The 18,274-nt window shown below is 49.4% G+C and carries 14 protein-coding genes; 6 read left to right on the top strand and 8 right to left on the bottom strand.

Going from position 1 to position 18,274, the window contains the following annotated elements:
* Positions 1 to 300: 300 nt before the first annotated feature.
* Together FHS77_RS00500 and FHS77_RS00495 are read right to left on the bottom strand one after the other, a co-directional pair.
* Positions 301 to 1,509: an FAD-dependent monooxygenase gene (locus FHS77_RS00500; protein ID WP_184218448.1), complete on the bottom strand. Its 1,209-nt coding sequence runs from the start codon at positions 1,507 to 1,509 to the stop codon at positions 301 to 303.
* Positions 1,510 to 1,521: 12 nt separating this feature from the next.
* On the bottom strand, positions 1,522 to 1,776 hold the full coding sequence (locus FHS77_RS00495) for a zinc-finger domain-containing protein (protein WP_184218446.1): 255 nt from the start codon (positions 1,774 to 1,776) through the stop codon (positions 1,522 to 1,524).
* Positions 1,777 to 2,027: 251 nt separating this feature from the next.
* On the opposite strand from FHS77_RS00495, the gene FHS77_RS00490 reads away from it, so the two are divergent.
* Positions 2,028 to 4,229 (top strand): RNA degradosome polyphosphate kinase, encoded by a 2,202-nt coding sequence (locus FHS77_RS00490; protein WP_246431196.1) that lies wholly within the window; start codon positions 2,028 to 2,030, stop codon positions 4,227 to 4,229.
* Positions 4,229 to 5,764 carry an exopolyphosphatase gene (ppx, locus tag FHS77_RS00485; RefSeq protein ID WP_184218443.1) on the top strand — a complete coding sequence of 512 codons (1,536 nt, stop codon included), beginning with the start codon at positions 4,229 to 4,231 and terminating at the stop codon, positions 5,762 to 5,764. Before FHS77_RS00490 ends, ppx begins: the two co-directional genes overlap by 1 nt.
* Positions 5,765 to 5,821: 57 nt before the next feature.
* On the opposite strand, the gene rnd is transcribed toward ppx, so the two are convergent.
* Positions 5,822 to 6,973, bottom strand: a complete 1,152-nt coding sequence (gene rnd, locus FHS77_RS00480) for a ribonuclease D (protein WP_184218440.1) — start codon at positions 6,971 to 6,973, stop codon at positions 5,822 to 5,824.
* A 208-nt stretch (positions 6,974 to 7,181) separates the two neighbouring features.
* Here rnd and aspS point away from each other — a divergent pair, with 208 nt between their 5' ends.
* The gene (gene aspS, locus FHS77_RS00475; RefSeq protein WP_184218437.1) at positions 7,182 to 8,969 is read left to right on the top strand and encodes an aspartate--tRNA ligase; all 1,788 of its coding nucleotides are present in this window, start codon (positions 7,182 to 7,184) and stop codon (positions 8,967 to 8,969) included.
* A gap of 117 nt (positions 8,970 to 9,086) precedes the next feature.
* On the opposite strand, the gene FHS77_RS00470 is transcribed toward aspS, so the two are convergent.
* Complete coding sequence (locus FHS77_RS00470) at positions 9,087 to 10,265, bottom strand: YdgA family protein (RefSeq protein WP_184218434.1); 1,179 nt, start codon at positions 10,263 to 10,265, stop codon at positions 9,087 to 9,089.
* A gap of 223 nt (positions 10,266 to 10,488) precedes the next feature.
* Here FHS77_RS00470 and FHS77_RS00465 point away from each other — a divergent pair, with 223 nt between their 5' ends.
* The gene (locus FHS77_RS00465; RefSeq protein ID WP_184218431.1) at positions 10,489 to 12,801 is read left to right on the top strand and encodes a DNA topoisomerase IV subunit A; all 2,313 of its coding nucleotides are present in this window, start codon (positions 10,489 to 10,491) and stop codon (positions 12,799 to 12,801) included.
* Between the two features lie 102 nt (positions 12,802 to 12,903).
* Here the strand turns inward: FHS77_RS00465 and FHS77_RS00460 are convergent, their stop codons facing one another.
* From FHS77_RS00460 to hemB, 4 genes are all read right to left on the bottom strand, one after another.
* Positions 12,904 to 13,800: a DMT family transporter gene (locus FHS77_RS00460; RefSeq protein ID WP_184218428.1), complete on the bottom strand. Its 897-nt coding sequence runs from the start codon at positions 13,798 to 13,800 to the stop codon at positions 12,904 to 12,906.
* A gap of 70 nt (positions 13,801 to 13,870) precedes the next feature.
* A complete protein-coding gene (locus FHS77_RS00455) occupies positions 13,871 to 14,617 on the bottom strand; it encodes an arginyltransferase (protein ID WP_184218425.1) in 747 nt (248 codons plus the stop codon).
* A 210-nt stretch (positions 14,618 to 14,827) separates the two neighbouring features.
* Positions 14,828 to 15,310: an RDD family protein gene (locus FHS77_RS00450; RefSeq protein WP_184218422.1), complete on the bottom strand. Its 483-nt coding sequence runs from the start codon at positions 15,308 to 15,310 to the stop codon at positions 14,828 to 14,830.
* A gap of 115 nt (positions 15,311 to 15,425) precedes the next feature.
* The gene (gene hemB, locus FHS77_RS00445; protein ID WP_184218419.1) at positions 15,426 to 16,481 is read right to left on the bottom strand and encodes a porphobilinogen synthase; all 1,056 of its coding nucleotides are present in this window, start codon (positions 16,479 to 16,481) and stop codon (positions 15,426 to 15,428) included.
* Positions 16,482 to 16,726: 245 nt separating this feature from the next.
* Here hemB and FHS77_RS00440 point away from each other — a divergent pair, with 245 nt between their 5' ends.
* Together FHS77_RS00440 and FHS77_RS00435 are read left to right on the top strand one after the other, a co-directional pair.
* Positions 16,727 to 17,773 (top strand): enoyl-CoA hydratase/isomerase family protein, encoded by a 1,047-nt coding sequence (locus tag FHS77_RS00440; RefSeq protein ID WP_184218416.1) that lies wholly within the window; start codon positions 16,727 to 16,729, stop codon positions 17,771 to 17,773.
* The gene (locus FHS77_RS00435; RefSeq protein WP_184218414.1) at positions 17,773 to 18,207 is read left to right on the top strand and encodes a DUF6163 family protein; all 435 of its coding nucleotides are present in this window, start codon (positions 17,773 to 17,775) and stop codon (positions 18,205 to 18,207) included. The genes FHS77_RS00440 and FHS77_RS00435 overlap by 1 nt, the downstream gene beginning before the upstream one ends.
* Positions 18,208 to 18,274: the final 67 nt, after the last annotated feature.

Genomic DNA, 18,274 nt, shown 5'->3' with positions numbered 1-18,274 from the left:
AGGCTTCAAATATCGTTTTGGCGGAATTTGGACAAAAAAAAGCAAGGCTTTCGCCTTGCTATTAAATTCGCGCCCGATCTGTACCCGTTTCCGGTGGCAGCGTAATTCGCGCCTAGATCAATCCTCCCAAGACTTTGACCGCGTAGTAAGAGTAGTTTGTTCTACTCTCTCAGTTGTATTTAGAAATTAGCCCACATTTTAATGTTTGTCACGGAAAATCTTCGGTCGCGTCACATTTTAGACATGATTAAATTAAGTTGAGCGATATACACAGGATATTAGAGATAGCTTAAACTCTGTCTATTCTGATCGTTGATCAGCTTTATAAGCATAAAGCCAGTCGAGATCACTCAGCAGCCTTTCAGGCGAGCGCATTTTGAAGACCAGATTGCGGGCCAGGGCGATCGGCCCGCTGGCATTATAAGCAAATTTATTGAAGGCACCGCGTTTGGCGACGGACTGAATACGTTTCAATCGTGTGACATTGTAACTTTTAAGCGCTTGCGGCCAGAAATTTTGGTTCAATGGCAAATGCTCAGCAAGGCTGAAGGCGTCTTCAATCGCCATCGCAGCCCCTTGCGCGGCAAAAGGCGTGACGGCATGCGACGCGTCACCCAATAGTACAAAACGGTTGCTGACGACGAAATGCGGCTCAGCCATCTGAAAGAGCGGCCAATATGTCCATTGTTTATTCAGCGCAATAATATCGCGAATGGCCGGATGCCATTTTTGATATTCGGCTTTAAGTTTTTGATGGTCGCCGATTTTGTCCCAGCTTTTATCGCTGACCTGACCGCGGGTAATCGCGACAAAATTATAAGCGCTGCCAGCTTTGACCGGATAAGCAATAAAATGCCGGTCAGCTCCAAGCCATGCAGAAACAGCGGTTTGCTGATTGATGGCTTGTAGAAAGCTTTGTGGCAGATCGGCTTTTTCAACGCTTAAGCGCCATGCTATATGGCCGCTAAATTCCGGTGCGGGCAATGGATGACGGAGTTTAGACCATACACCATCGCAGCCAAGCAGCAGGGCGCCGTCAAACTGCTCGTCCAAGCCATTATGACGGACGGTAAGGCTGATGAGGTTTGTATGTTCTTGAAATTGCACCGCTTCGCAGCCAAGCCGGATGGTGATATCGGGATTGTTCTGACAAGTGCTTAAAAGGGCTGATTGCAAATCGGCACGGTGGCACACGACATAGGGTGCACCCCATCGGTGCACTGCCGCATCCAGAGACATAGATGTCAGCGTTTTGGCACTTTTGCCATCTTTCAATAGGAGCGCTTGCGGTGTTACCGCTGAAGGGCTGAGTTTTTCCATCACGCCAAGGCGCTGAAGCAGCCTCGTAGCATTAGGCGCCAGTTGCAGACCGGCGCCGACTTCAGAAAATTCAGCCGCTTTATCAAAAAGACAAACAGAAAAACCTTTATTCGCAAAAGCCAGTGCTGCTGTCAGGCCGGCAACGCCGCCACCAGCAATGAGAACGGTTGGTTTTGCAGTGTTTTTCATTGTTGTTGCTTATTAAGCAGGGGTTGCTGTGTCGCTCACATAAGCGCAGCCAGCCGGAACGGTGGTGGTTGCATCAAGCTTGTTGTTGTAGCGGTAATGTGTGGAGCAATAAGGGCATACGGCCTCTGCCTCTGCACCCATATCGATAAACACGTGCGGATGATCAAATGGCGGATTAGCGCCAACGCACATAAATTCCTTAACACCGATTTCAATAGTACGATGGCCGTCGCTGTTTTGGAAGTGAGGGATGATATGATCGGACATTGATAGCTCCGTTGCTTTAACCACGGTAATTAAAAAGTCTGTTGCTCGCCTGTAGCCTGCTTGTATCTTGCCTGCAACCAGCTTGACTTGTTTTGAGAAGCGATTTTATCTCTTCTAACTATTATTTGTCATTTTTGCTATAAAACTGTCATATGAAATGTCCATAGGTTGCAAACAATACCCAAATCAGGTTGCAACGGGATGGTTAGATCATGAATGATACGGCAGTGATGCAAAATTCGGAGCTGGAAATGGTGAATTCTGCTGAGGTCGTCGTTGCGGAAGAGCCGGTTTCTCTGGCGCATAGTCCGGCGAGATTCGTGAACCGGGAATTTTCCTGGTTACAGTTTAATCATCGGGTGCTGGAAGAAGCCTCAAATAAACGCCAGCCCTTGCTGGAACGGGTACGTTTTCTTTCTATTTCTGCCGCCAATCTGGATGAGTTTTTCATGGTGCGCATTGCAGGGCTTGCAGCGCAGGTGCGTGAGGGTGTGGTGACTCGTACGCCTGATGGCCGCACGCCGGAAGAGCAGCTTGATTTTATTTTGTGCGAAGTGGGCAAATTGCAGCATGCGCAACAGGTCTGCTTATCAAACTTGCGTCAGGAACTGCTGGCGGAAAAAATTGAGATCGTCCGCCCCAATACGATGACCAGAAAAGAACAGAAATGGCTTGAAACCCATTTTCAGGAAACCATTTTTCCGGTTCTGACTCCATTGTCGATTGATCCGGCACATCCGTTTCCGTTCATTCCGAATTTGGGCTTTTCCATTGCACTGCAATTGGTGCGTAAAAAAGACAAGCACAATATGACCGCGCTGTTGCGTTTGCCGATTGCGCTGAAGCGTTTTATCCAGCTGCCGAATGAAAAAAGCCATCGCTTTGTCACGCTGGAAGACACGGTGAGCCTGTTTATCGGTAAGCTGTTTCCTGGTTATGAAGTGGCTGAAGCCGGAACATTCCGCATCATTCGCGATAGCGATATTGAATTGCAGGAAGAAGCCGAAGATCTGGTGCGCTTGTTTGAAAGTGCTTTGAAGCGCCGTCGTCACGGCGAAGTGATCCGCATTGAATTTGATTCGGATATTTCAGAAAATTTGCGTGATCTGGTTGCGACAGAATTGGGCGTTTCGCAGCGCCGTGTGAGTGTGCTGGAAGGTTTGCTGGCGCTCAATACAATTTCGGAGCTGATTAATGTTCCGCGTAATGATTTGAAGTTCGTTACTTATAATCCGCGTTTTCCGGAACGTATTCGTGAGCATGGCGGCAATTGCATGGCCGCAATCCGCGAAAAAGATATCATTGTTCACCATCCATATGAGTCGTTTGATGTCGTGGTGCAATTCTTGCGCCAGGCGGCACAAGATCCTGATGTGCTGGCGATCAAACAAACACTTTACCGCACCTCCAATGACAGCCCGATTGTGCGCGCTTTGATTGATGCGGCGGAGGCCGGTAAATCAGTGACAGCACTGGTTGAGCTGAAAGCGCGTTTTGATGAGGAAGCCAATATTCGCTGGGCGCGTGATATGGAGCGCGCTGGTGTGCAGGTGGTTTTCGGTTTTATCGACTGGAAAACCCACTCTAAAATGTCGCTGGTGGTGCGCCGTGAAAACCAGAAATTGCGCACTTATGTGCATCTGGGCACCGGCAATTATCATCCGGTGACCGCTAAAGTTTACACCGATTTGTCGTTTTTTACCTCTGATCCGGTGATTGCCGGCGATGTAGCTAATATTTTCAACTTTATCACCGGTTATACCCAGCCATCCGACGAAATGCAGATTGCGATTTCGCCGCTGACCTTGCGCGGTCGTATTCTCAAACATATTGAGGATGAGATTACTCATGCCAAAGCAGGGCGCAAAGGCTCGATCTGGATGAAGATGAATTCGCTGGTTGATCCGCAGATTATTGATGCGCTTTATCGGGCAAGTACTGCTGGGGTTGCGATTGAACTGGTGGTGCGCGGAATTTGCTGTCTGCGTCCGGGTGTGCCGGGTCTGTCTGAAAATATCCGCGCCAAATCGATTGTTGGTCGCTTTTTGGAGCATAGCCGGATATTCTGTTTCGGTAATGGTCATGAATTGCCGTCCGAACATGCGATCGTCTATATCGGTTCTGCCGATATGATGCCGCGCAATCTGGATCGGCGTGTTGAAACATTGGTGCCGATTACCAATGCGACAGTGCACCAGCAGATTTTGTCGCAGATTATGCTGGCCAATGTGGTTGATAATCAGCAAAGCTATGAATTATTGGCTGATGGCACATCACGGCGCATCGAAACGGCAGAAGGTGAAGAAGCCTTCAACGCACAGGAATATTTCATGACCAATCCAAGCCTTTCCGGCCGTGGTAAGTCGCTTAAATCTTCTGCACCGCGCTTGATTGCGCTGCGAAAACGGGCGCAAGCCGCACAAGCTGCCCAAACCGAAAGTACACCTAGCTAATGTCCAACCCTCCGTCTGCTCAAGGTCGCCTCAAAGGCTTACGTCCGGTTGCTGTCATTGATATTGGCTCCAACTCTGTCCGTGTGGTGGTTTATGAAGGGGTGGTGCGGTCGCCGACCGTGCTGTTCAATGAAAAAATCCTCTGCGGACTAGGTAAAGGTCTGGCCAAAACAGGACGGCTGAACGAGAAGTCGGTTGAGGATGCTTTGCGGGCGCTGAAACGTTTTCGCGCTTTGGCCGAACAGGCCGGCGCGATTTCGCTGCATGTGATTGCAACTGCGGCAGCGCGTGAAGCGGAAAACGGGCCTGATTTTATTAATCAGGCGGAGGCCATTTTAGGTCGCCATATTGAAGTGCTGAGCGGCAAGGAAGAAGCGACCTATTCGGCAGACGGTGTGATTTCGGGTTTTTATAATCCGCATGGCATTACCGGCGACTTAGGTGGTGGTTCGCTGGAACTGGTGCAGGTAAGCGGCCATGATATTGGCGAAGGCATTACATTGCCGCTTGGTGGTTTACGCTTGCAGGATATGTCGAATGACAATCTGGAAGAGGCGGCCAAAATTGCCCGCTCGCATTTAAGCAAAGCAGACTTGCTCAAAAAAGCGCAAGGCCAGATTTTTTATGCGGTTGGGGGTACATGGCGTAACCTTGCCAAGCTTTATATGACATCGAAAAAATATCCGCTCAATGTTATGCACGGTTATGAAATTCCGCTGAAAGAAGCGCTGACTTTCTTATCGCGTGTTGCTAAGGGCAATGTCGATAAGATGCGCGGCATTGAAGCTGTTTCGAAAAACCGCCGCCAATTGCTGGCCTTTGGTGCGACGGTTCTTTTGGAAGTCTTACGCCGGATGAAGCCGTCAAAGATTGTCTTTTCGGCACTTGGTGTGCGCGAGGGTTATCTTTATTCGCTGTTGCCGAAGAATGAGCAAAGGCTGGATCCGCTATTGGCATCAGCCGAAGAGCTCGCCATTTTGCGCTCGCGTTCGCCGCGCCATGCGCGTGAGCTTGCAGCATGGACCACCATGTCTCTCAAAGCGCTTGGTTATGATGAAACCGAAGACGAGGGGCGCTATCGGCAGGCTGCCTGTTTGCTGGCGGATATCAGCTGGCGCGCACATCCCGATTATCGCGGTTCGCAGGCTTTAAACATCATCGCCCATAGTTCCTTTGGCGGCATTGATCATGCGGGGCGCTCATTTATGGCGCTTGCCAATTATTATCGCCATGAAGGCTTGGTGGATGATGATGTGGCGCCGGAAATTTTAGTCCTTGCCACACCGCGCTTGCGTGAGCGTGCGCGTTTACTTGGCGCGTTGCTGCGCGTGGTTTATTTGCTCTCTGCGTCGATGCCGGGTGTTATTCCGCGGCTCTATTGGGTTGGCAGTGGTGATGAATATGCGCTGATGGTGCCGGCTGATCTGGCTGATCTTGTTTCCGATCGCCCGATTGGCCGATTGCAGCAATTGGCCAAAGTGACAGGCAAGAAACTGTCATATGAGATAGAAGTTGAACTTGAAGAAACCGAATAATGAAAAAGCCGCATCTTGATGCGGCTTTTTTTCATGATCGGATTTCCTGATTGAAAATCAAGATTCAACGGTGGTGATGGTACGGTTTTCAAATTTGATGCTGAGTTTACCATTAATCAGATCAAGGGCTTTCTGACCAAAAACTTCGCGACGCCAACCGCTTAATGCTGCCACTCTAGCTTTTTCGCCTTCGCTGGCAATTTTATCGATATCATCCGAATTCGCAACGATTTTAGCTGCAACGCCATGCTTCTCAGTGGTGAGCTTCAGCAGCACTTTAAGAAGATCGGCAGCCGCAGCGGAACCTTCCTGCGAATGGGTTTGCTTTGGCAATTTCGGCAACTCTTCTTTAGGAATTGCCAGCGCTGTTTGAATAGCAACCAGCAGGCTTGCACCTTGTGCTGAGCGTTCCCAACCTTTTGGAATGGTACGCAAACGACCCAAGGCTTCCAGATCACGCGGCTGTTGCTGGGCAATTTCGCCGATAGCGTCATCTTTGATGACACGGCCACGCGGCACATTACGTTCACGCGCTTCACGTTCACGCCATGCAGCAACAGATTTCAAAATGGCCAGTTCCATTGGCTTGCGCACGCGGTATTTAACGCGCTTCCATGCATCATCGGGATGGAGATCATAGGTTTCAACGGCGGTTAAAATCGCCATTTCTTCCTTGACCCAATCACTGCGGCGGTCTTTTTCAAGCTGCTCTTTCAGATGCAGATAAACATCGCGCAAATGCGTGACATCGGCCAGCGCATAATCAAGCTGTTTGTCGGTCAGCGGGCGACGGCGCCAATCGGTAAAACGGGATGTTTTATCAATATGGGCACCACTGACTTTGGAAACTAAGGCGTCATAAGAAATGGCATCACCAAAGCCGCAAACCATCGCTGCCACCTGTGAATCAAACACCGGCTCAGGGATGAGATTGCCCAAATGATAGATGATTTCGATGTCCTGGCGCGCGGCATGAAAGACTTTGACGATGTCTTTATTGCCCATCAGCTTGAAAAATGCGCTCAAATCCAGACCGGGTGCCAAAGCATCAACCAAGGCGGTTGCATCCGGCGAGGCCATCTGGATCAGGCACAGTTCCGGCCAGAAAGTTGTTTCACGGATAAATTCCGTATCGACTGTCACGAAATCAGATTTCGACAGCGTTTCAATTGCCTCTTCGAGGTCTTGCGTGGTGGTGATCAGTGTCATGGTATTTTCTATAATGAAAGCGACGAGCTTTGTCGCGCTTGTTTGAATAAAAATGGTGCATTATGCACTTTATAAGGTAAAACTGCTAAACTTCACAAGGTAAGATAAGCACTGCGCACTTGACAAAAGTGAGCCAAAATGCGCTTGTCCGAGAGAATTTGCAGCCTCTTGCCTGCACAGAGTTTTTTATATTTAAAAGGCAGACATCATGCACCCTTATCGCAGCCATACCTGCGCAGCCCTTCGTAAAGAGGATGTTGGTTCCAATGTCCGTTTGTCCGGCTGGGTTCATCGCGTCCGAGACCATGGCGGGATTCTTTTTATCGATCTTCGTGATCATTATGGTCTGACCCAGATTGTAGCCGATCCTGAATCACCTGCATTTAAAGTCGCGGAAACCGTGCGCGGCGAGTGGGTTATCCGTGTGGATGGTGAAGTTATTGCTCGTGCAGACGATGCAGTGAATGAAAATCTGCCAACCGGTGCCATAGAAATTGTTGCAACCAATATCGAAGTTCTGGCCGCCGCCAAAGAGCTGCCATTGCCGGTATTTGGTGAGCCTGATTATCCGGAAGACATTCGTCTGAAGTACCGCTTCCTCGATTTGCGCCGCGAAACGCTGCACAAAAACATGATGAAGCGCAGCAAGATCATTGCTTCGATGCGTCGTCACATGAATGAGTTGAACTTCAACGAATTTTCCACACCGATTCTGACCGCTTCTTCACCGGAAGGCGCGCGCGACTTCCTCGTGCCGAGCCGTCTGCATGAAGGTGAGTTTTACGCTCTGCCACAGGCACCGCAGCAGTATAAGCAGCTGTTGATGGTTGCTGGCTTTGATCGCTATTTCCAGATTGCACCGTGCTTCCGCGATGAAGACCCGCGTGCTGACCGTTTCTACGGCGAATTCTACCAGCTCGATCTGGAAATGAGCTTTGTAACTCAGGAAGAAATCTGGGATACAATGGAGCCTGTGATGCGCGGCATTTTCGAAGAATTTGCTGAAGGCAAGCCGGTTACACAGAAATTCCGTCGTATTGCTTATGATGATGCTATCCGCACCTATGGTTCGGATAAGCCTGATTTGCGTAACCCGATCGAAATTCAGCAGGTGACCGAACACTTTGCCGGTTCCGGCTTTAAAGTTTTCGCCAATATGATTGCCAATGACCCTAAAGTGGAAGTCTGGGCAATTCCTGCGAAAACCGGTGGTTCACGTGCATTCTGTGACCGTATGAACTCATGGGCGCAGAGCGAAGGCCAGCCGGGTCTTGGCTACATCTTCTGGCGTAAAGAAGGCGACAAGCTGGAAGGCGCTGGTCCGATTGCTAAAAATATCGGCGAAGAACGCACCGAAGCAATCCGCGTTCAGATGGGGCTTGGCGACGGCGATGCCTGCTTCTTTGTCGCTGGCGATCCTGCTAAGTTTTATTCCTTTGCTGGTGCTGCCCGCACACGCGCTGGTGAAGAACTGAACCTCGTTGATCGTGATCGTTTTGAACTGGCCTGGATCATCGATTTCCCGTTCTACGAATGGGACGAAGACAACAAGAAGCTCGACTTCGCGCATAACCCGTTCTCCATGCCGCAGGGCGGTCTGGATGCGTTGGAAAACCAGGATCCGCTCAGCATCAAAGCTTACCAGTATGATCTGGTTTGTAACGGTTATGAGCTGGCATCCGGTTCGATCCGTAACCAGTTGCCGGAAGTTATGGTCAAAGCCTTTGAAAAAGTGGGCTTGAGCCAGCAGGATGTTGAAGAGCGCTTTGGTGGTCTCTACCGCGCGTTCCAGTATGGTGCACCTCCGCATGGTGGTATGGCTGCTGGTATCGACCGCGTTGTAATGCTGCTTTGCGGCGCGCAGAACCTGCGTGAAATTGCACTGTTCCCGATGAACCAGCAGGCTGTTGATTTGCTGATGGGTGCACCTGCACCGGCAACACCGGCGCAGCTGCGTGATCTGCATATCCGCCTCAACCCAGTTCAGAAGAGCTGATTGTAAATAGTTGTTTTTACAAAATAAAATGGCCGCATAAGCGGCCATTTTTTTTAACAAAATTTAGATTTAAAAAAACCTCCGCCGAGAAAGCGGAGGTTTTTTGTTTTTTACAGATTAGTCGTTAGCTGAGATCGACACTTTGAGAAGCTGGATGATCTTGGTCGGATCAATTGCTGCTGTAGCAACGAGGGATGCGACTGAAACAGCTTTGTCCGGTGAAGCTTTCAGGGTGAAGGACTTTGGATCGTCAAAGTATTTTTCTGCTGCAACTTTTACGCTTTCAGCAAATTCCGGGTTGTTGAGCTGCATGGCCATCAAAGGCACCAGCATTTTGGCCTGTTCGCGCAGCATCTGCGGTTCAGTGCCCTGTGCTTTCGCGTAATGATCGAACAGCTTGTTGGTCAGCGACTGGTCTTCAAAGCGGATGGCAATGTCTTTGATGGTCAGCTGTTCAGCAAGGCCGAGAATTGCGAGGCCGCCGGCTGCATCATCAGTGCCGGCTGCCAGCATTTCTTCCTGTGTTTTTTGCACAGCTTCTACAAAAGCCAGATCATAGCCGCCAATTTCAGTGGTCATTGACAATTTGCCGAGATCTTTGATGTCAGCATCAAATTTGTCGAGGGTTGCAACACCGCTTTCCGGCAGCCATGTACCATTAGAAGTAATCGTTGCATTCAGCTCGTTCATACCCAAATCCGGCATGCTGCCGTCTTTTTCGATATTTTCCAGGTTCATGTGAATACGGCCGACATTCCAGCTATAGTCGATCTTTTTGCCGTCTTTGTTGCTGAATGCGGCATTGATATCTTCCATCAGCAGACTCACATCGTCTTCGCCGATGATTTCGATCTTCTTGATGGTTGCTGTGTCATAGAATGACATTTTGTCGAGTGCAGATTTGGCATTTTCAGCAGGGATTGTGAAGCCGGTTGATGTTGCGCCTTCGATAATCAGTTTGCCGGATTTTTTGCCTTCATCTTGAATGTCAGCAGAAATGTCAGGGATAATGAGTTCACCAATGCGGTAGCCGCCATCTTTGGTTTCTTCGACATTCTTCATTGTGACATCGCCAACTTCAAAGGCTTCGTCAGACATGGAAGTCAGAGCAACTTTAACGCCGCGCAAATTAATGGCAGTAGCATCGCCTTCAGCAGCGGTGAAGCTGATTTCTGCGCCCTGCTTAGAATAAAGGGATTTGATGCGCTCAGCAACGGCATTTGCGTCCAGAGCAAATGCTGAGGTGCTCATCAGCAAAGAAGCAGCAGTGGCTGAAATAAAATATTTCATATTCATTTTATTGGCCTTTTAAATATTGGAAAGATGTCAAAGTCTAATTGTTTGATAGTAACTTATTTACTTTTTTCCTACTCATAAATTGGGATGAGTTGTGAACTGTCGTGATTTTTAACAATTGAAACCATGGAACACGATGTTAGAAACAATTTTATGACTTTAAACTGTTGGGTTGAACGGTTCTTGACTTGCCGTCGAATCGGCGAATTGGTATTCATTTCTCATGGGAAAAAGTTTGATTCCGCCTGGTGGCGGCGATAATCACATTGAGCCGGTTAATTTAAAATCAGCTCTGGAAGAGCGGTATCTCGCTTATGCACTGTCCACGATCATGCATCGTGCGCTGCCGGATGTGCGCGATGGTTTGAAACCTGTTCACCGCCGTATCATTCACGCCATGCGTCTGTTGCGTCTCAATCCTGATCAGGCCTATGCGAAATGCGCCCGTATCGTTGGTGACGTGATGGGTAAATTCCATCCGCATGGCGATGCGTCGATTTATGATGCCCTGGTGCGTCTGGCGCAGGATTTTGCCGTGCGCTATCCACTGGTCGACGGGCAGGGTAACTTCGGCAATATCGACGGCGATAATGCGGCGGCGATGCGTTATACCGAAGCGCGTATGACGGAAGTGGCAACACTTCTGATGGAAGGCATTCAGGAAAATGCCATCGATTTCCGTCCGACCTATAATGAAGAAGATGAAGAGCCGATTGTTTTGCCCGGCGCTTTTCCAAATCTTCTGGCCAACGGGTCGTCCGGTATTGCGGTTGGTATGGCGACATCCATTCCGCCTCATAATGTGGCTGAGCTTTGCTCGTCTGCACTTTATCTGATTAATCATCCTGATGCTTCTGTTGAAGATCTGATGACTACGGAAGAACAGTGGGAAGAGATCAAGCGGGAAGCCGCGACTGATCCTGATGCTTTGCTGAAGACCAAAGTTCGGGGTCCTGATTTTCCGACCGGCGGTGTATTGGTTGAAACGCCTGACAATATTCTGGAAGCCTATCGCACCGGACGCGGCGCTTTTCGCACGCGTGCGAAATGGGAAAAGGAAGAGGGTAATCGCGGCACTTGGGTGATTGTGGTTACTGAAATTCCGTATCAGGTGCAAAAGTCGCGCCTGATTGAGAAGATCGCCGAACTTTTGATCGCCAAGAAGCTGCCGCTGCTTGACGATGTGCGGGATGAATCTGCGGAAGATATCCGGCTTGTGCTGGAGCCTAAGAACCGCACGGTTGATCCGGAATTATTGATGGAATCACTGTTCAAGCTCACCGAGCTTGAAAGCCGGTTCTCGCTTAATCTCAACGTGCTGTCGCATGGTAAAGTGCCGAATGTGCTTTCTCTTGACGGTGTGCTGCGTGAGTGGCTTGAGCACCGCAAAGAGGTGCTGATCCGACGCTCAGAGCATCGCAAAGCCGAGATTGAAAGACGCCTTGAAGTTTTGGGCGGCTATCTGGTTGCTTATCTCAATCTGGATGAAGTGATCCGGATTATCCGCGAGGAAGATGAGCCGAAACAAGAGCTGATGCGCACTTTTGAGCTCAGCGATTTGCAGGCTGAATCGATCCTTAACATGCGGTTGCGCTCTTTACGCAAACTCGAAGAGTTTGAAATCCGTAAAGAACACGATGGCTTGTCTAAGGAGAAAAAAGAGATCGAAGAACTGCTGGCTTCCGGCACCAAACAATGGAAGAAGATCAGTAGCGAGATCAAAGCCGTTCGTGAAAAATATGGCCCTAAAACTCTGTTAGGCGCGCGCCGTACGCATTTTGCCGAAGCGCCAAGTCACGATCTGCAAGATATTCAGCAGGCGATGATCGAAAAAGAACCGGTCACTATTGTGGTTTCTGAAAAAGGCTGGCTACGTGCAATGAAGGGGCATTTGCCTGATTTCAGCACGCTGGCTTTCAAGGAAGGCGACAAGCTGAAGCTGGCTTTCCATGCGGAAACAACAGATAAGATCTTGTTCTTCACCACTGGCGGTAAGTTCTACACGCTCGGTGCCAATACGCTGCCGGGCGGACGTGGTCACGGTGATCCGATCCGTATTCTGGTCGATATGGAAAATGATCAGGATATTCTGACCGCTTTTGTACATGATCCGTCAGCCAAATTGCTGCTGTCATCGCATCTGGGCTATGGTTTCATCATTTCTGAAAGCGATACGGTTGCTAATACCCGTAAGGGTAAGCAGATCATGAATGTCAAAGCGCCCGATGAAGCAAAAATCTGCATGCGCGTTGAAGGCGATCATGTGGCTGTTATTGGTGAAAACCGCAAAATGGTGGTCTTCCCGATGAGTGAAATTCCGGAGCTGACCCGCGGTAAGGGTGTTCGGTTGCAGCGCTATAAGGATGGCGGCGTGTCCGATATTCGTGGCTTTGCGATGGATACAGGTTTGTCCTGGCAGGATTCTGCCGGTCGTACCTTTACCCGCTCCAAAGAAGAGCTGCTTGAATGGATGGGCGCCCGTGCGACTGCCGGTCGTGTGGTGCCGAAAGGTTTCCCGCGTTCAGGCAAGTTCTGATTGGCAGGCAAGTTCTGATTGGCTGGCAAGTTCTGACTGGCTGGAAATAAAATTAATAAAGGCGGGACATGGTGACATGTCCCGCTTTTTTTATATGCCGGTTCAGGCGAAGGCTTTTCGATGAGCCCGATGTTTGCGCAATTGCCATGTGGAATGACTGAGCAATGCGGTGATCATAATTGCGCCGCCTGTAAGCGTGGCGGTGCTTGGCACTTCCTGAAAGATCATCCAGACCCAGATCGGCGCTAAAATAGTCTCAAGCAGATAGAACATCGCAACTTCAGGGCCTGAGAGATAACGCGGGCCGGTGGCAAGGCAGATGAATGCAACGGGCAAAATGAGTGCGCCATCAAGCGCAATCCATTTAATATCATTAATCTGATAGCCGGTTTTCGTCGTAACAAAGTAAATCGCCACGGTGCAAGGCAGACAGCTGGCGATAATAGCGGCAAGCCCCATTTCTTTATTCGTTGTGCGGCTGATGGTAATGGCTGAGGCAAGGCAGGTGGTGGCAAGAAGCGCTACCATGTCGCCGAACCAGCCGCCAGATGTAACGCCGTCACTGACAATAATCAGCACGCCGATAACCATGAAAAACATGGTGATGAAGGTGGCGCGCTGTGGGCGTTCTTTTAAAAATACCCAGCCTAAAATGGCAGACACCATCGGATTAAGCGCAAGGATGAACACCAGATTGGCGGTTGAGGTATTAAAAACGGCTGTGACAAAACAAGTGGCAGATATACCATAGAGCAGGGCAACAATCAGGCCGGTTTTGCCTGGTATTAATGTTTGCTTTTTGCCGGTCAGCAATGACCAGACAGTCCAGATAAGAAGGCTTGCGATAAAGGTGAGGCCTGCGCGCACCATAATGACCGACCATGCATTGCCGTCGGCCAGTTTGATTAGTGGAATATCAACCGTTAAAAATAAACCGCCTATCGCGGTGATGAGTAAACCTTTGGCATGATTGCCACTCTTCTGAACTGAGCCAGACAAATCTTCCCCTCATGTTTTTTATAGGGCTTACGCCCTTTATTTTATGCGTTTGATCGCATTTTATTTTAACTTATTCCACGCGCTGCCAGCCGCGCGGCCCTAATTGCTCTTGCGGGCGGAAACGGATTTTATATTCCATTTTATGTGAACCATTGACCCAATACCCCAGATAAACATGCGGCAGCCCGTATTGGCGCGCACGCTGCAAATGGTCGAGGATCATATATGTACCCAGTGAACGCGAGCTCAGCTCCGGTTTATAGAAGGAATAGACCATCGAAAGGCCGTCGGAGAGCACATCGGTGAGGGCGACGGCAATGAGTTCGCCTTCACCTTTACCGGTGATGAAACTGTCAGGGCCACGGCGGCGATATTCAATCACCTTGGTGTTCACATGGGTGTCTTCCACCATCATGGTATAATCTTGCACAGACATGCCGGACATGCCGCCATCGCGGTGGCGGGCTTCAAGATATTCATGAAATAAGGAATATTGATCGCTATTACTGGCAGGACCATTAACAGTGCCGACCAGATCGCTGTTGTTTTGCCAGATACGCTTCATTGAACGGTTCATTTTGAACTCGTCGGTAATGATGCGCACCGAAACGCAGGCCTGACAATTTTCACATACGGGGCGATAGGCAATGTTTTGCGATCGTCGAAAGCCGCCTTGCGTCAGAAGATCATTAATCTCAGATGCTTTGGAGCCGGTTAAATGCGTAAAGACCTTACGCTCGACCTTATCTTCCAAATAAGGGCAAGGGGCGGGAGCCGTCAGAAAAAACTGCGGTGTGTTCTGGATGTGCTGGGTCATGCATTAACCGTGATAAATGCCAACGCTGAAATCATCATGGCTGCCCGTTCTTAGATAAGTTCGCCCTAATTTATCATTGTATTATAATAAGATAAGCAGATTGGTGTATGCTCGCTTTCAGCATAGATCAGTCCGCATAGAATGATACGACTATTTAAAAGGTCAAGTGGGAATTAGTGCTCAGGCTTTTGCAACCTGCGTTTATTGCCTTTAACGCACGCCCAGCCTGTCGGAACGGACAACCACTGTGCCAAGCAGAAGGTCGTGCAGGGTGCGTTTGCGATCCAGAAACAGCGATGCAAACAGAATCAGTGGCGTCAGAACGGTATTGAGCGCCCAGAAGAGCACGCTATGCACGATAGCAAGCATACCGTCGACAGGCATGCCATCAAGGCGCATCAGGCGGATATTCATCGCGCGCATGCCCAAGGTTGCCTGCTGCTGGCCGCCCATAGTGTAAGCGACATAGCTGAGAGCAACCAGCGGGAAAATGATGGCGTAAAGCATCCAGCCAAGGCCGAGTGTTAACACTCCCAAAATGGCAATGATGATTGCGGCCGGAATAGTCAGCATGAAAATGATGGCGTAATCGATCAGAAAGGCAAAAATTCTGCGCGTACGCACACCGTCAAACAACCGGTAATCAGTTAGTTGCGTAGCCTGCATATCATTTCTGTATGTCTGGTAAGACATTGGCCATCTCTCATTAAAAAACAGCCGCACCAATCGTACGGCTGTTTAAAGATGGTTTGTTTATGTGCCTTTTTCAAGGGAAACACTAAAAGTGTTCTATTATTCCCGCACCGGATTATTTGCCGATATGCCAGCCCTGATGAATTTTCTCAGCAGCTTCAAAGGCATAATAAGTCAAAATGCCATCGCAGCCAGCACGTTTAAAAGCCATCAGGCTTTCCATCATCGCTGCTTCCTCATTGATCCAGCCATTACGGCCTGCGGCTTTGATCATCGAATATTCGCCGGATACCTGATAGGCAAAAGTTGGCACATGGAAGGTGCTTTTCAGGCGATGGATGATGTCGAGATAAGGCAAGCCTGGTTTGACCATCAGCATATCTGCACCTTCCATCAGATCCTGCTCGGCTTCGCGAACAGCTTCGTCGGTGTTGGCCGGTGAGATGTAATAGGTTTTCTTATCGCCCTTCAAAAGGCCAAGCGTGCCGATGGCATCACGATACGGGCCATAGAAGGCGGAGGCAAATTTAGTCGCATAAGACAGGATCGGAATATCCTGAAAACCATTGGCATCCAGCGCATCACGGATGAGACCGATACGGCCATCCATCATATCTGAAGGGGCGATAATGTCGGAGCCAGCCTCAGCCTGCGCCAGTGCGCCGCGCACAATCATTTCGGCCGATTCATCATTGACGATGATACCATCACGTAAAATACCGTCATGGCCGTGGGTGGTGAACGGATCAAGTGCTGCATCGGTGATGATGCCCAGTTCCGGCACTTCTTTTTTAATCGCACGGATGGCGCGGTTAATCAGATTGTCGGGGTCAGCGATATAGCTGCCATCGTCTGATTTCACATCGGCGCTTTCACGCGGAAAAGGAGCAATGGCCGGAATGCCAAGCTTGGCGGCTTTTTCGGCCATGCGTACGGCCATATCAACGGAATAGCGCGAAACACCCGGCATGGCTTCAATCGGCTCTTCAACCTTTTCGCCGCCGGTGAGAAAGAAAGGCAAAATCAGATCATCGACCGACAGATGATTTTCCTGCACCATACGACGCGACCAGCCGGTTTTACGCATACGGCGCAAGCGGCGGCCTTGCGTGGTCTCATCAATGGCTTGGGTGGTTGCGGATGGTGTATTCATGGAAGCGGGTTTAGTCATTATCGGTCCCCCGGTAGATGATGGGATACAATGTCAAAACTGCTGCAAAAATCATTTGCGAGATCATTTTGGCGTGAAAAAACAATAAAAAGAACCGGCCATACTCTTGAGGAAGAGCGAGTCCGGTTCAATTGCCACTTGCTTATCATGGGAAAACTGCATTATCCAAGAATAATATTTTTAGCGGCATTGGCACAGTAAAGGTTTGCTTTTTACTCCCGCATTTTAAAACAAGAGAGGAAAAAATGCAGATTAACTTTGGCGCAGACGATCAAATCCTCTTTGAACAGTACGGAACAATCGGACTGATACGGTTAACGCGGCCTAAATCGCTGAACGCGCTGACCCATGAAATGATCAAAGCAATAAGGCGCGCTTTAGAGGCATGGAAAGACGATCCATCCATTGCGGCAGTGTTGATTGAAGGCGAGGGGCGCGCTTTTTGTGCCGGCGGCGATGTGGTCGAGGTTTATCATCTTGGTCGTCAGGGCAAATATGAATTTCAGATGTTTGCCGACGAATATAGCATGAATGCTGAGATTGCAGCTTTTCCGAAGCCTTATATCTCGCTGCTGGACGGCATTACGATGGGCGGTGGCGCTGGTGTTTCTGTGCATGGCACTCACCGCATCGTGACGGAAAACACCAAATTTGCTATGCCTGAATCAGCAATCGGCTTTTTCACTGATGTGGGCGCGAGTGTGTTTTTGCCGCCGCTGGAAGGGCATTTCGGCATTTATCTGGCCTTGACCGGTAATATTATCCACTGGGGCGATTGCTTGCAGAGCGGCATCGCTACCCATGCGATGAAAAGTGAGCAAGTTGCGGAGTTCCGCCGCGTGTTGTTTGCGACCGGTGATATTGATCAGGCATTGGTGCATCTTGAATATCCGGATTTTGAAACATCCGCTGATGATCGTGCATTGATTGCTGATTGTTTTGGCCATGATACATTGGCGGCTTGTTTGTCGGCTTTGAAGGACGCAGCTGCGACAAGCTCATTTGCTGTCAGCGCTTTGGAAGTGCTTGCCAAGCGTTCGCCAACCAGTGTGGCGGTTATTTTTGAACAAATGAAACGGGCAAGGGCGCTTCCATTTAAAGAGCGCATGCAGATGGAATATCGCCTTGCTTGCCACATGATAGAAAAACCTGATTTCTATGAAGGTGTGAGGGCAGCATTGGTTGAAAAAGGCACACAACCAGTTTGGACGCCTGCAAGCCTTGATGATGTGACACCGGAAGCGGTTGATCAGTATTTTTCACCCTTGAGCCACGGGGAACTTGAGCTTTGATGCACGAAGAAACATTGCGCCAGAGTTTGCGCCCGACAATGGCTGAAACAGGCTTGCTTTGGTTCATCCGGCTGCTGGCAATATATTCGATTGGGTGCGGGCTTTATTACTGGGTGCGCTTGATTGGTGTTTATCCGGGGCTGTTATGGCGCTTTGATCTGATGCCATGGCAATGGCAGACCGCTTTTGTCGGTCTTGCAATTTTGTTTCCGGTGGCTGCAACAGGGCTATGGTTGCGCGCAGCCTGGGGGCCGGTGATCTGGTTTTTCGCCGCAAGCATAGAGATTGGCATTTATAGTTATTGGTCGCGGATGTTTGAATACAGGCCGGAGATTATTGCTGTTAATGTTGCCTGTATTTTGCTTTATATTATTTTGCGTGGCATTTTGTTCTGGCAAAGAAGACAACAGAATAATTTTCGCTTTACCGATTAAGGTTGATCTTAGCTGGTATGGTGTCATTATGTGTCAGATTTGCAACAAATTGCGGGCACATTAAGGT

The organism is Paenochrobactrum gallinarii (genome assembly GCF_014205685.1).
In the GTDB taxonomy this organism is placed as follows: domain Bacteria; phylum Pseudomonadota; class Alphaproteobacteria; order Rhizobiales; family Rhizobiaceae; genus Paenochrobactrum; species Paenochrobactrum gallinarii.
The sequence above is the reverse complement of the archived record's forward strand: the minus strand, read 5'-3'. Positions and strand labels throughout refer to the sequence as shown.